Raw genomic sequence first — 14,904 nt, 5'->3', positions numbered from 1 at the left:
GGTTGGGCAACCGGGCAGGTAGCTATCATTAAACGCCAAACTTTTAGGGGATTTTGAAACCCAGTTTATTAAAAAAAAACGGGGTTTCTAGGTATAATGTTTTTTGTGATAACTGCCGATCGCTTTATATTGTGTTTACGCTGACAGCAGGCGCTGCACGATGTTGACGAGTTGCTGAGGTTCAAAGGGTTTGCTGACATAAGCGTCGGCGCCTAAATCAGTGCCCCAAGCTTTATCGATATCAGTGTTTTTATGAGTACAAAATACTACTGGTAGGTGTGCAGTTGCGCGATCGCCCCGCAATTCTCTGATCACTTCAAATCCGTTCATGCGCGGCATCACTACGTCTAAAACGACGAGATCCGGAGGAACTTCTCGGATCAGGGCGATCGCTTCTTCGCCGTCGCCAGCCCGGATCACCTGCATTCCGGCATCTTGCAGAATGCGGCAGATGATTTCTAGTTCGCTGGGAACATCGTCCACTACTAATATTTTTGACATAATTCCACACTTCCTTACTGTTTTCGACTGCGGACAATCTTGATTCAGAAGCTTCTTACGCGATGGCTTTCGCCCCGCTTCGCCCCGCTTTTAATCGAGGCGCTTAAATCGAGGCGAACGTTTCGATTTAAACGCTATGGTTGTTTGAAAGCGCCGCTTTGCCAACAAATTAATGCACTTCTAAATACAATATAGCCGGTCACATGGCCGAAGGGAAGAGGGAAGTTCGGCAACGAGCAAGGTACGGGATTTAAGTGCTTTTGAGGGAATTAGGAATTAGCAATGGGGAATTGGTAATTACCAATTCCCCATCAGCCAAATTTAAGCTTCGATAATTACTCGCAAATTACCCCGTTTTTTCATTACCCGACAAGCTGTGGATGAACCCGAGCGCTCAAATTCCAGATCCAGCAGAGTCGATCCTATCCTTAAGTTATTTAGCGACAATTTATTAATTGATTCTGGTAAGGCTGGATCGATAATTCGCAGTTGGTTGTTAGGGGCATCAGGAACCAAATTTAACATCATTTGCAACAGTTGAAAAATGCTGCCGGTTGCCCAAGCTTGGGGCGAGCAAGCTACAGGATACTGCACGGGGCGATCGCTCTCGCTGTTGCGCTCGTAGCCGCAAAAAAGTTCGGGGGGACGCTCGTAGGGTTGCAGCAATGTCATGTCAAACAAGCCTTGAGCTACTTCTAGGGCTTGTTCGACGCGACCGAGCGATCGCAATCCCATAGCTGTCAAAGCGTTGTCGTGCGGCCAGACTGAGCCTGTGTGGTAGCCTATGGGATTGTAGGCGGGAGATTTTGAGGACAGGGTGCGAATTCCCCAACCGCTAAACATATCTGGGGCTTGCAATCTTTCTGCTACGCTTTGAGCTTTTTCATCGGACAAAATGCCGAGGTGCAAACAGTGTCCGGGATTGGAGGAAATGCTGTCTGCGGGTTTGCCTTCGCCGTCTAATGCTAGGGCGCAATAACCTAAATCTTCGATCCAAAAATCGCGGTTGAATCTGGTTTTTAGGTCTTCGGCTTCGGCTTTCCAGCGATCGAATAAATCTATGCGTTTTTTGCTGTGGGCAATCTCTGCCAGCCGGATTTTGGCAGCGTAAACGTAGGCTTGGACTTCGCAAAGGGCGATCGCTCCTTCTGCCATGACGCCAGCTCTGTTGACTATACAATCTCCCGAGTCTTTCCAGCCTTGATTTGCTAAGCCGCGCTGGGATTTTTTGTAATAGCTGAGGTAGCCTGTGGCGGCACATTTGCGATCGATCCATTCCATCGCTGCCAAGGCATTCGGCCACAAAAGATCTAAAGTTTCGTTGTCGTAAGTCCAGGCGTAATATTCAGCGTAAAGCATCAACCACAGCGGCGTTGCATCGACTGTTCCGTAATAAGGAGTGTGGGGGATTTCTTGACAGCGAGCCATTTCTCCCATGCGAATTTCGTGCAGTATTTTGCCCGGTTCTTCGTCGCGCCAATCGTCATCATTTTTGCCTTGATAGTGAGCTAAAGTTGTCAGGGTTTCTCGGGCTAAAGTTGGATCGAGAATTAAGATTTGAGAAGCGGCGATGATGGAGTCGCGGCCGAATAATGTTGAAAACCAGGGAACTCCCGCTGAAATTGCTTTGCCTTTACCAAAGGTTTGCCGCAGGGAATAAATGTCTTGTTCCGCGCGTTTGAGGAGTCGGTTAAAGGTATTTTTGTCCGAGTTGATTCTGGTAATTTCGCTCAGCCATTCTCGCTCTTCTAAAAGTTCCGCTGCTTTGGCTTGAATTAGGTTTACGGGAGTGCTGACTTTGGAGATGGATTTGCCGTCGATCAGCATTTTAAGCCGATATCCCAATTTGATGGCTTCGTGGGATTCTAAGGAAATGTGCCACACTGCTGTGTTGCCCTGAAGCATTGCCGGCGGCTGGTTGTAAAACTCGATTCGAGATTCCATCACCGAGCCGTCTAAACCTTGGTAGGCAAGGGTTAAATCTTCAAGAAGCTCGCAGGAAGGGGATGGGGCGAGCGACTTTCCGTCGCTCTGGTTTTTTGCTGATATTTGAATTTCCGCATTTGGGTTTTCTAATGCCACATTTTCACCATCGCTATTGCCGTTAGCCGGGGCGCGAATGGCTTCTTTGCCTGCAAAGAAGCCGTCCGATTCTGCTGCGTTTTTTTTCGGCATGAGGCGCAGGAGTTTCCCCCGTTTTTCGCGGCCGTAACCCCGGACTTCAAATAAGTCTAAAAAATCTGAGTTGAAGCTGAGACTTATTTCAAAGCTGACTGGTTTTGTGGTGTAGTTGGTGATTTCTATGTCTTCAAACAAACCGCCGTTGAGCACCATTTCTCGCCTGATGCCGATGGTTTCTGCCGGGATGCGATCGTCAATGCGGGGATTTGAACACAACACTGTTTGCAGGTAGCCTTTTTCGGCATTGCTGCTGAGCAAGATTGGCGATCGCCCTTCAATTTGCAATTCTAGGCGGCTGAGGAAGCGGGTGTCGTGGCAAAACAATCCGAGGCTGGCAACGTTGTCGTCTTCTAAGCAGCCCGAGATGTTGCCGAGGGTGTCGGTAATCAGAAATAAATCGTCGTCTTTGAGGGTGAGTGTTGGTTGAGGTCGATCGGCGATCGCGCAAGGCCACTCAGTTATAGGTGCCTCGGCAGCGGCGACAAATGTTTGTCCTTCTAGTTCATATGTATCGGTCATTGTTACTAAAAGTGGCTTCCCAGCCTTTCAAAAGTTTAATTTTCTGGAGCTTTAGACTCTTGACTTTTGACATTACATTTAAATGTGAAGCGCCCTGATGTAATGCTTCACTGTTGGCATCATACCATTTTTTTTGCCTGCTGCCAACAAATAGTTAGATTCCTCAAAGAAATTTATTTTTTCTCCCAATCGCTTCAAATTTTGGGGCGATTGGGAGAAAATCAGCAGAATATGTACTCAACTAATATTGCTGTTTTCAATCCCATAAAATTCTGTAGGGACACGGCACTGCCGTGTCCTTCTTCCTGAGACTTCGAGCCTAGTTCGATAGCAACTTATACCAATTTTAAAAGTTCTTGATAAAATTATTAATTCTATACAAATTATCTTTCATTTGCATAACTCCCCGCCGGACACGGCAATGCCGTTTCCCTACAGATGAGATTCTCTAATTTTGAGGTACAAATAAATGTTTTTCATAATTGGTATAAAACGATAATATAATCAATGCAAAAACCGGGTTTTTCCGTAAAAACCCGGTTTCTTAAGTCTTGTGCGTAAATTTGATATCTGTAAACCAACCTTGCGTTTAATTTGTCCTTGTCCAGCTATCTGCTGTGCAGTTCTAATTCAGCCAAATGATGCGCGTGACCGTTTTGGGAAAAGCGATCTTTTAAAATTTGTTGGTAAACTGCTTCATAGCCATCGACCATTGTTTTAACGCTGAAGCGATCGACTGCGTGTTGGCGGCAAGCGCTGCGATCGAGTTCCCGGGTGGGCTCGATGGCGGCGATACATTCTGCCACGCTTTCGCACAGAAAACCCGTTTTTCCGTGAACAATTACTTCGGAAGTCGAGCCTAATTTCATGGCAATCACGGGGGTTCCGGTTACCATTGATTCAATCATGACTAACCCGAAAGGTTCGCGCCAAGTAATCGGAAATAATGTCGCTACTGCACCGCCCATCAGAACGCTTTTTTGAGCGTGGTTGGCTTCGCCTAAATATTCTATTTGTTCGCCGTCGATGTGCGGCTTGATTTCTTGCTCGAAATATTCGCGATCGACCACATCAACTTTGCCTGCCATCTTTAAATGCCAGCCGGAGGCTTTAGCAATTTGTATGGCTAAATGCGCCCCTTTTTCCGATGAAATTCGACCGAGAAAAGCTAAATAAGGAGGATTGTCCGGCTGCGGGTGAAATTCGTAGGTTGCCGGATCGATGCCGTTATAGACTGTGCCGACGCAGTTGAGATTTAATCTATCTTCCCGCTGAGAGTTAGAAATACTTACATAGGGCTGAGTGCGGGCCAAGCTAAACATCTTCTCGTTGTCTGGGGTAAAAATGCCGTGGAGGGTGTGAACTGTGGGCGTTTTTACTAAGTGCGAGTAAGACAAAGCTGCGCAGCCTACGTGGGAGTGAATGATGTCAAATTCTCCGGCTTTTCCATATACTTTGCTCAGTTGCATCATATCGTAAATGCCGTATTCTTTAACGGTGGAATCGAGACGCAACGCTCTGGGGTGAACTGATTCTAAATTAGCCGAAGTAATTGAATCGCCGGAGGCAAATAAGGTGACTTCATGTCCCCTCTTAACTAATTCCTCGGTCAAGAGGCTGACTACCAGTTCAATTCCTCCGTAAGCTGGGGGCGGAACTCGCTCGAATAGGGGGGCAATTTGGGCAATTCTCATCACAAACCTTCTTGTTTTATTTAAATTAAAATTTGCTACGCGAGAGAGGGTGGTTGCGGTAGGTAGTGTGGGCAACTTCTCTTAACTTGTGAGTTGTTGTCGCGTCCAATTAAATTTAATAACATTTTACAAATTTAGTCTATGCTACCTGAGAGGGAGATTGTCACGTAGCCCGATCGCACTTTTGTGCTTTTTGAGTTGACAAGGCTACTGCCGCACGGACAAGCTGCATTGACTTCTGCCAAAAGAGAGAATCACACGCAACGCCAGCGAGTTTTTCCAGTCGTACCTTGCCTGAATATCGAAAATTGTGTAAACTACTACAATAATGGGACTGATGCCCGGGCGATCGAAATTAACAGGGTTTTAAAATTATAGAAACCGCCATATCGGTGAGGACATAAATAACTTGATGAATAGAGCCGATACCCGTACTGCATCAATGGTTTGATTCGGGTTATGCAACTGTCAACTGTCCACTGTCAACTGTCAACTGTCAACTGCTATATGAGCGTTCATTTTCGCGAGATTCAACTGCCGCCAAACCCCAGCCAGCGCCTACCAGAAAAAATCAAAAATGCTGGCAATTTTGCACCTACAAGCAAGCCAAATATTCCGAAAGTAAAAGAAATATCGCTGCGAAGCATAACAGAAATTATTGCAGATATTCACAGCGATAGAGCTGACAGCATTACTCCTCTGGAATGGACTTATTGCCTCTGGGCAAAAGCTGAATGGGATATTAAAAACCCCGCTATATCCCCAGAAATATCCCAAGCTATTTGGCTGGTAGCTCAGAACAATCCGCGCCTGAAACAGCAGTTGCTGTGGCGTTTAGCTCTCCATCACAGCCACCAGTTAGAAAATGCTGAAAATAGCAATGTTCCCGTACTCGATCGAGCTTTGGTTGAGTGCTTTGCCGACTTTGCTAATACAGCGATTGGTACCGATGCTTTGCCCGTACAAATTATTAAAATACTAACCCGCGATAGCTCTGATTATGAACTAGCAAAACTGAGCTGGCAATATCTAAAAACTCCGAGGGAACTGTTAGCAAAAGCTCAATTACCCGCGCACATTCCTATCGTCGATCGCGCTCAAGCACACTTGGCGGGAATTTTTGCTAAAAATCAGGTTGCCGATTTGTCGGGCGTAGAATGGCTGCTCAGGTGCTTGAAGGAAATGCCGCCAGCGCAGCAAGTGGCAGCAGTTGAAGAATTGTTAGTTAAAATTTCGAGCGATGTTCTCAAAAATCAACGGCTGAAATTGGTTGAGTGGGTGCGCTCCGAATATTATCCGAAATTGCAGTTACTTTCGGCTCCCGCCCAAGAGTCGCTGACTCGATGGATTGGCGGACTAAATTACAGTTATTTCCAGAAAACAATCGATTTGGTGGCGCGGATGCTGCGGCTGTCTGATGCGGAAATTAAGCAGTTGGAGGAGCGCCGCGATTTTTGGGCAAATTATAGCGATCGCCTCCAGCGGGTGCGGTTGCTGTTGCCGCAGTCGTCTGCGAGTGCGATCGGCTACCAGTTGCCGTTTGATGTGGATATCTTACCAGAGGACGGCAGCGAAGTAACTGAAGTTTGCATTTTTCAGTTAGAGGGCTATTATGCGATCGAGTTTTTCCGGGGAACTGGGGCCGAAATTCGCTTGATTAAGCGCAGCAAAGAGAGCGATCGGCTGTTGTTTGTCAAAAAAGAACTTTCAATTAAGCGCATCAGAAAATTAGGCGGCGAAGTGCACGATCGCGTTTTTATGTGGCAAAGTTATTGCGAAAAGTGGCTGAAACAGAAAAATATCGTACCCAATCATGGGACTAAATCTTTTCAGGGAATGTCGCAGTATTACGGCAAATATGATGCTGCAAATGGCTTGAGAATACCCGAACCTCAGGAACAAAAAGAGCGAGATATTTTGTTAAAAAAATGGCAGAAAGAAATGGAATCATTGTCATAATAATTGCGAATAATCAGTTTGATCGTTCGGACTTTAGTCCGCAAAAATTCATGCGGACTAAAGTCCGAACTATCAAACCTGTTTTTCAGTGGTGGAGCGAGGAGAAATGATATCAGTGCTCATTGACGGCGCGACAGTCGTATTTTTCCCGGTAGAAGAGTTTTGGGATGACCGAAATTGCGACAAACGGGCGATCGCCATCCTTGATCCCGATCGCACAGCCGAAAAGACTGGCGCAAGATGCAGTAAAATTAATCTGTGAGATAGATACTGCGATCGGCTATAATCGAGGGTTAGAGAAAAGAACACCGATCGCGTGAAAACATGGTTGCCACCCAGAGAAATCTCAACATTGCCACCTTAGAAACAGAATACAGTCAGAAAACACCGCGAGAAATTATCAAATTTGCCCTAGACAATTTTGACAATATCTCAATTTCTTTCAGCGGTGCCGAAGATGTAGTCTTGATTGACATCGCCTCAAAAATCACCAAAAACTTCCGCGTTTTTACGCTAGACACCGGACGATTGCACGCCGAAACCTATCAGTTTTTGGAACAAGTCAGAAAACATTACGGCATTAAAATAGAAGTAATGTTTCCCGATGCAGCAGAAGTACAAGCCCTAGTAGATGAAAAGGGATTGTTTAGTTTTTATGAAGACGGTCACAAAGAATGCTGCGGCGTGCGAAAAGTCAAGCCGCTGCGCCGCAAACTAAATACTCTCGATGCTTGGATTACTGGTCAGCGCAAAGACCAAAGCCCCAGTACCCGCAACGGTATTCCGGTGATTGAAGTTGACGGTGCATTCTCAACTCCCGATCGCGAATTAATTAAATTCAACCCCTTAGCAAACTGGTCTTCTGCCGAAGTTTGGGAGTACATTCGCGCCTTGGAAGTGCCTTACAACAAGTTGCACGAACGCGGTTTTGTCAGCATTGGTTGCGAACCTTGTACAAAACCAGTATTGCCCAACCAACACGAGCGCGAAGGTCGTTGGTGGTGGGAAGAATCGACGATGAAAGAGTGCGGCTTGCACGCTGGTAATGCACAAAAATAGTACATCAATTAGGCATTGCATAATTATGAGATGAATCTTGTGGGGTGGGCTTCTAGCCCGCCCGAAAAAATAATGGTTTTCAGCTCATATAAAATTCAAAATTATCACGCAAATATGCAACGCCATAGATTAGTCGTAGGGTGCACAGTGCGTACCTTGCGGATAGGCAATTTATAAGCTGTTGCGGCATTTAAATTTAATTTTGAGGCGGGCTAGAAGCCCACCCCACAAGAATTTTAAGAATAAATGCGTGCTACTTACCAGCAATAAAAATTAAGATGAGCTTGTAACCGAACTTTGATAAAATGATCGAAAATCAGAAAATTTTTTATGCCAGGTACTTATGCTCGCCTCAACTAGCGAATTGCTGAACACGGCCCGGAGAAACGCTTATGCGATCGGCGCTTTTAACGTGTACAATCTCGAAGGAGTAAAAGCCGTCATCGAGGCCGCCGAAGCGCTGCAAAGTCCTGCGATGCTGCAACTTCACCCCAGCGCCCTCAAATACGGTAAATCGCCTTTAGTCGCGCTTTGCATGGAAGCCGCGCGCAAGTCTTTAGTGCCGATCGCAGTACACTTAGATCACAGCACCTCAGAAAAAGACATTCACCTCGCCCTAGCCGCCGGTATCAAGTCAATCATGGCAGACGGTTCTCCTTTGTCTTACGAACAAAACTTAATTTTTACGCGCGAAATGACTGAACTATCCCACGCTAACGGTGCGGTAGTTGAAGCAGAAATCGGCAGAATTAGCGGCACGGAAGACGGTTTGACAATCGAAGAAAAAGCGGCAAAAATGACCGATCCAGTCGAAGCAGTCGAGTTTATTCAAGCAACTAAGGTGGATTTTTTAGCGGTGACAATTGGCAACGTTCATGGCAAATATTTCAGCGAACCGAAACTCGATTTCCCGCGTTTGGCAAAAATCCGGGCTTCTGTTTCGGTGCCGTTAGTGTTGCACGGCGCTAGCGGTTTGCCGGAATCAATGATTAATCAATCTATTAAATTAGGTGTCTCTAAGTTTAATGTGAATACAGAAGTTCGTGATGCTTATATGGATGTTTTGAAAACTAGCAGTTCTTTGTCTGATCCGGATTTGTTGGAAGTTATGGAAAAGGCGATCGCTGCTATGCGATCGGTGATTTGTGGCAAACTACAACTTTTCGGTTCTGCGGGTAAGGCTTATTTGCATCAGTCGCCTTATGCGGAAGGATTTACCGCAAATAGTGTCAGCAATAAACAAGAAAACCGGGCGGTTGAAACCGCTTCTATACAAACAAAACCCGCCTTCGCGGGTTAAAATTACGTTATCTTCTTCAGTCCACGGAGGTGGACTTTGTTTGTGTAGACGCGGTTTCAACCGTACGTCCCATCTTCGTTTGTGTAAACCTGGTTTCAACCGCCGTCCTTTCTAAGGGTTTAAAAATCGATCGGGATCTATGCCAGATTCCCGCAGCCGCAGAATTAAAGACTGCAATTGAGCTTCCGCTGAATCAGCCCGCTGCCGTTGCTGTTCCGCTTCAGTCAGAATCCAATTGCCATCAACATCATACCAGCGTAACCACAGGCGATCGATTCCCTGAAACTCGCCTTGCCACAAACCCAAGCCCAAACTTAGATCAGCAATCCACACTCGCGAGTCAGATAATTCTAATTCTTGATAGCGTCCGGCATTCAATGCAAACACTCGCAACCTGTTAGTATAGCGGCTGAAAACAGCATAAACAGGAACCCGCAAAATTTGCTCGTAAACCTCCCATTTACTGGGCGGTTTCTCCTTCATCTCCGGCTGTAAAACTTGCCCGTTACCCGCAGCATTCGGCTGAGTTGGCAAATTTTCCTCATCGATATTTTCGCCTAAATCTTCTTTTTCTGTTCCCGGCGAAAGCAGTTCTACAATTACAAAAGGATTCACGCCTTCCTGCCAAGTAACGTAACTCATCCGCAGTTCAGCTCCATCGTACAGTCGGGGAACTCCCACCACACCAAACCAATCCGGGCGCTTGTGCCACAGAGGATGCTGCACGTCATAATAAAGGTTCATGTCGGTGCCGCTAAATATCTCAGAAGCCTGATAATTCCGAGGGCGAAACGCCAGGGTTAATAACTGCGGCTGCAAATCGTGAAATTCGTCCGGCAAACCAGGTTCCTCCGGGTCTTCGCTTGGTAAATCGTACATTGTCGGCAGCGTTTCTCTGGGCGATCGCGGCGGATCGCTTTGCGGCACAGGATATTTAAAAGGAAACATATAATATTGAGAAATGACTGCATTTATGCTAACATCACTTTAATACTGCTAAGTAAATGGGTACAAATAAAGATAAAGAGGGCGGGTTTTGCCTTCATCTTCTCGCTTGTATCAGAGATTATTAGCTAAACCCGCCCCTACAAGATACTATTGTTTTTTTTGGCGATGACCTACTTAGGACTATCGATAAAATTCTCTCAAAGTCCTCTGCGACGAAGGCGGTTCATTTCCCTTTTAATTCGCGCAATTCTTAAATATTTTATTAACTGCCAGCAATTGACTCTAAAATCTGCACTATGCTCAACATTCCTCAACTGATTGCTCAAGAACTTTCCATCAATCTCTCCCAAGTCAATAATGCTCTGGAACTTTTCGCCGAGGGAGCAACTATTCCGTTTATTGCCCGCTACCGCAAAGAACGTACAGATTTGCTGAATGAAATTCAGTTGCGGGACATTTCCGATCGCTTCACCTATTTGACGGAAATCGAAGACCGCAAAAAGTCGATTTTAGATACGATCGCCTCCCAGGACAAACTCACGGAAGAATTGCAAGCTAAAATCGAGTCGTGCTTGCAAAAAAACGAACTTGAAGATTTGTATCTGCCTTACAAACCGAAGCGGCGGACGCGGGCGACAATTGCTAGAGAAAAAGGTTTAGAACCCCTGGCAATTTTTATTAAGTGTCTGAACTTGCCGAATGCTCAACCTGCCGATATGGAAGCGGAAGCCAGCAAATACATTTCGGAAGAAAAGGGCGTGAAAACAGCAGAAGAAGCTGTCAAAGGTGCTGGAGATATTTTGGCGGAAGCGGTTTCGGAAAAAGCGGAATTGCGGGCTTATTTGCGAGAATTTTTGATGAAAACTGGGGTTTTTGTCTCGAAAATTAAAGCTGATTTCCCGGAAGGCAGCACTAAATTTGAGATGTATCGCAGTTATCAAGTTGCAGCGAGAAATGTTCAGTCACACAATATGTTAGCACTGTTTCGCGGGGAAACGGAGGGGGTTTTAGATTTAGATTTGGCGTTTGATGAATCCGCGGTGATGGCTTATTTGGAATCTCAAGAAATTAAAACTAGGATAGCAGAAGTTAAAGAGTTTTATCGATCGACCTTGAAGGATGCCTTCAACCGCCTGATGAAGACTTCGCTGATTACGGAAGTGCGATCGCACAACAAAGCCATCGCTGACATCGAGTCGATCGCCACCTTTGAAACCAACCTCCGCGAGTTGCTGCTGTCGGCGCCGGCGGGAATGAAACCGACACTGGCGATCGATCCGGGATTTCGCACGGGGTGCAAAGTTTCCGCCCTCGATGAAACCGGGCAGTTTTTGGAATATCAAGCCATTTTTCCCCACCAAGCGGTCGGCCAGCGTCAGCAAGCTGGTAAAATGGTCAAGCATTTGCTGGAAAAATATAAAATTGAATTAATTGCGATCGGCAACGGTACAGCTTCCCGAGAAACAGACGAATTTGTGTCGGAAGTTTTGGCAGACATGGACAGAAAACCGATTAAAGTCATGGTGAATGAATCCGGTGCATCGATTTATTCAGCGAGTGATGTGGCGATCGCCGAATTTCCCGACCTCGACATCACAATTCGCGGCGCAGTCAGCATCGGAAGGCGCTTGCAAGACCCTTTAGCCGAACTTGTGAAAATTGACCCAAAATCCATCGGAGTCGGTCAATACCAGCACGACGTTGACCAAAAACTGCTCAAAAAGAAACTCGACGAAACAGTCGAAAGCTGCGTTAACTATGTCGGAGTTGACTTAAACACAGCCTCCAAAGAACTGCTGACATTTGTATCGGGAATGACAGCAACAGTTGCTAAAAATATCGTCACTTACCGCAACGAAAACGGTGCATTTAAAAATCGCCGCCAACTGTTGAAAGTTCCCAAACTCGGCCCGAAAGCTTTTGAACAAGCAGCCGGATTTCTCCGCATTCGCGGCGGCGAAAACCCGCTGGACAATACAGCAGTTCATCCCGAAAGTTATCCTGTCGTGCAGGCGATCGCCAAAGATTTAAGTTTGCCCCTGACCGACATAACACAAATTTCAGAAAAAGTCAAGACCGTCAATATCAAGAAATATGTTACCGAGAAAGTCGGAGAACCGACACTCCGAGACATTATTTCCGAACTCGAAAAACCGGGAAGAGACCCGCGCGCCGAGTTTAAATATGCCACTTTCCAAGCCGGAATTAAAGAAATCTCCGATTTGCTAGTTGGGATGGAATTAGAAGGCATCATCACGAATGTAGCTAACTTTGGAGCGTTTGTTGATGTGGGAGTGCACCAAGATGGTTTGGTTCATGTTTCTCAATTAGCCGATCGCTTCGTGGACGATCCAAATCAGATTGTCAAAGTCGGACAAGTTGTGAAAGTGCGGGTTTTGGAGGTGAATGAAAAGTTAAAGCGGGTGAGTTTGACGATGAAGCTGCAAGAAAAACCGCAGCCGCAAAATAGCGCAAATCGGCTGCCGAGTCCGCGCCGGCGTTAAAACTAGGGCCCAAAGAAGACTGGGCGGTTGAAACCGCCGTCTGATTTGTGCGATCGCGACATTGTATGAAGATGCGATCGCCATTGGTTGATTTTATATAGAACCCATTTGAGATATTTTAGGGCGATCGCTCAAAGCTATAAATTTAGCTGCATAACGGACTCAAGCTCAGTGACCGGAGCGCAGTGTTAGGCGACCTAGCTGGACGATGGAAGTGAACAGACCTCCATGACTTGAATCAAGCCACGATCGATGGTGAAGCGATGACCAACCTGCTCATCAGCAACCACGGTTCCAGCCAGATCGCGCACGACTTGGTGCACATCGACCAAAATCCGCCCGCCCTCCTCTGGGTGAAAGGCACTCGGCTCCACATGCGGATCGATCTCGCTCCATTGCTCCGTCCAGTAAGCGCGGACTTCTTCATGTCCACGGACAAAACCGCCTTTGAACGCTCGCGGCCAAGCCACGTCCGCAGTCATGAGGGCGAGGGCGGCGTTGATGTCTCGCGCATTGAAAGCAGCGTATGTCGCGCGTAACAATTCGATTTCTGATGCAGGTTGATTTAACATAAAATATCTCAAATGGATTCTATACAAATTCTACAGAATTGTGGACAGGTTCTCCGGCCCATCCCACAACTCTAAATATTGATATGATTGAACCGCGTTGGCGTAGCCTGCGCGAAGCGCTTAGACGCAAAGTACGCGAAGGAAGAGAAAAGAAGAAGAAGCTGATTACTTTTTTTTGTTAGCTTTCCAAGTGCCGCCGTAGAAGTAGAAAGGATTATTTTTGCTTACTGATTCCCAACATTTAAGACACAAAAAAAACCACTGCCCCGACTCGTCATACCGGGCGCGGTAGAGAGTCGGGGCAGATTGGGAACAACGATCGCAATATTTGATTCTAATTGCTCTGGCCATTGTTTGTAAGTTTTAAGCAATAGCGGACTCTTGAGGGCGGGCAAAAATCATGCGGCCTGCGCTAGTTTGTAGGGCGCTGGTGACTACGACTCGGGCTTCGGCGCCGACGTAGCTGCTACCTGCTTCTACTACTACCATTGTGCCGTCATCCAAGTAACCGATGCCCTGAGACGGTTCTTTGCCTTCTTTGCGGATTTTTAGTTCGATCGTATCTCCCGGCAAATAAGTCGGGCGCACTGCATGAGTCAAATCGTTGATATTCAAAACCGGCAGTTTTTGGACGGTAGCTACTTTCGATAAGTTGTAATCGTTGGTGAGCAAAATGCCGTCGATATCCAAAGCGAAGCGGACTAATTTAGCATCGACTGTGGCGATATCTTCGTAGTCAGCCGAGTGAATTTGAATCCGTTCTGGATATGTTTCTTTGATGCGGTTGAGAATATCTAAGCCGCGACGCCCGCGCACTCGTTTTTGATCGTTGGCGGAATCAGCTACCAGTTGTAGTTCTTGGAGAACGAATTGTGGGATGATAATTTGACCTTCGAGAAAACCTGTTTCTAGTAGGTTTTCAATCCGACCGTCAATAATGCAGCTTGTATCGACAACTTTGGCAGAGGCTGGTTTGAAAGTTCCTTCGGCTACCAACACTGTGTCTAAGCTTTTGGGGTTGATCAGGCGCAAGAAAGCGCGGCCGTGGGTGTCTGTCAAGCTGACGCCTGTGAAGCCGAACATCACGCTACCCAAAACTGCGACTAGGGGTTTGATGAAGCCGAACTCGGGGGGAATGGGCAGTAAGAACAGCGGAGCCAGCATTAAGTTCGCTACTAGCAGTCCGATGATTAAACCGATCGCCCGCGTCAGCAGCATCTCCACCGGCATATCGCCGACTTGCTTTTCTACCCGCCGGTAGGTTGTTTGAGCCACTAATCCGAGTACGAAGCCGATTAATGCTCCAAACGAGCCGAGTACGGAGCTTAAACCTTGTATATTTGTAACTTGCTCCAGCAGGTTGTTCGGCAGGAGTTCGACTCCGTAATAGCCGATGCCTCCGCCTGCGATAATGAATGAGATAATTATGATTGCGTCTAGCATTAGTTCTAGGTTAATGAATTTTTTTACATTATATCTTTCCTGTGCTGATAGTTTTTTCCTAGTTGCGATCGGATCTCACTATCTTTACTCAGAAATTTTCATAAACTTATATTTCGCGCTTGTACCCTTTGGGGGATATCCGATCGAGCTTCGCGGCATTTAGGGTTCCCCCCCGAAAGCAGACACGAGGTGCAAATAAACCGCCCTGTGGGCTGTTCGGGAAT

The 14,904-nt window shown here is 46.5% G+C and carries 11 protein-coding genes; 5 read left to right on the top strand and 6 right to left on the bottom strand.

What is annotated here, in order from left to right:
• Nucleotides 1-135: 135 nt before the first annotated feature.
• The 3 genes from QUB68_RS26900 to QUB68_RS26890 form a co-directional block, all read right to left on the bottom strand.
• Nucleotides 136-501: a response regulator transcription factor gene (locus QUB68_RS26900; RefSeq protein WP_332997994.1), complete on the bottom strand. Its 366-nt coding sequence runs from the start codon at nt 499-501 to the stop codon at nt 136-138.
• 321 nt (nt 502-822) lie between these two features.
• Entirely contained in the window at nt 823-3,201 is a 2,379-nt protein-coding gene (locus tag QUB68_RS26895; protein WP_332997993.1) for an amylo-alpha-1,6-glucosidase, read from the bottom strand.
• Between the two features lie 608 nt (nt 3,202-3,809).
• Complete coding sequence (locus QUB68_RS26890) at nt 3,810-4,895, bottom strand: glycosyltransferase family 4 protein (RefSeq protein WP_332997992.1); 1,086 nt, start codon at nt 4,893-4,895, stop codon at nt 3,810-3,812.
• A 507-nt stretch (nt 4,896-5,402) separates the two neighbouring features.
• Here QUB68_RS26890 and QUB68_RS26885 point away from each other — a divergent pair.
• From QUB68_RS26885 to QUB68_RS26870, 4 genes are all read left to right on the top strand, one after another.
• A complete protein-coding gene (locus tag QUB68_RS26885; RefSeq protein ID WP_332997991.1) occupies nt 5,403-6,854 on the top strand; it encodes an EH signature domain-containing protein in 1,452 nt (483 codons plus the stop codon).
• 106 nt (nt 6,855-6,960) lie between these two features.
• Nucleotides 6,961-7,116 carry a hypothetical protein gene (locus QUB68_RS26880; RefSeq protein WP_332997990.1) on the top strand — a complete coding sequence of 52 codons (156 nt, stop codon included), beginning with the start codon at nt 6,961-6,963 and terminating at the stop codon, nt 7,114-7,116.
• Between the two features lie 62 nt (nt 7,117-7,178).
• The gene (locus tag QUB68_RS26875; protein WP_332997989.1) at nt 7,179-7,913 is read left to right on the top strand and encodes a phosphoadenylyl-sulfate reductase; all 735 of its coding nucleotides are present in this window, start codon (nt 7,179-7,181) and stop codon (nt 7,911-7,913) included.
• A gap of 343 nt (nt 7,914-8,256) precedes the next feature.
• Entirely contained in the window at nt 8,257-9,213 is a 957-nt protein-coding gene (locus tag QUB68_RS26870) for a class II fructose-bisphosphate aldolase (RefSeq protein WP_332997988.1), read from the top strand.
• A 111-nt stretch (nt 9,214-9,324) separates the two neighbouring features.
• Here the strand turns inward: QUB68_RS26870 and QUB68_RS26865 are convergent, their stop codons facing one another.
• The gene (locus QUB68_RS26865; RefSeq protein WP_332997987.1) at nt 9,325-10,161 is read right to left on the bottom strand and encodes a Uma2 family endonuclease; all 837 of its coding nucleotides are present in this window, start codon (nt 10,159-10,161) and stop codon (nt 9,325-9,327) included.
• 296 nt (nt 10,162-10,457) lie between these two features.
• Between QUB68_RS26865 and QUB68_RS26860 the strand changes: the two genes are divergently transcribed.
• Nucleotides 10,458-12,665, top strand: coding sequence for a Tex family protein (locus QUB68_RS26860; protein WP_332997984.1), 2,208 nt, complete (start codon nt 10,458-10,460; stop codon nt 12,663-12,665).
• 197 nt (nt 12,666-12,862) lie between these two features.
• On the opposite strand, the gene QUB68_RS26855 is transcribed toward QUB68_RS26860, so the two are convergent.
• Complete coding sequence (locus QUB68_RS26855) at nt 12,863-13,237, bottom strand: nuclear transport factor 2 family protein (protein ID WP_332997983.1); 375 nt, start codon at nt 13,235-13,237, stop codon at nt 12,863-12,865.
• Between the two features lie 363 nt (nt 13,238-13,600).
• On the bottom strand, nt 13,601-14,680 hold the full coding sequence (locus QUB68_RS26850) for a PIN/TRAM domain-containing protein (protein ID WP_332997982.1): 1,080 nt from the start codon (nt 14,678-14,680) through the stop codon (nt 13,601-13,603).
• Nucleotides 14,681-14,904: the final 224 nt, after the last annotated feature.

Source organism: Microcoleus sp. A006_D1, from assembly GCF_036702805.1.
Classification (GTDB): domain Bacteria; phylum Cyanobacteriota; class Cyanobacteriia; order Cyanobacteriales; family Microcoleaceae; genus Microcoleus.
This window is presented reverse-complemented; position numbering and strand designations above follow the sequence as displayed.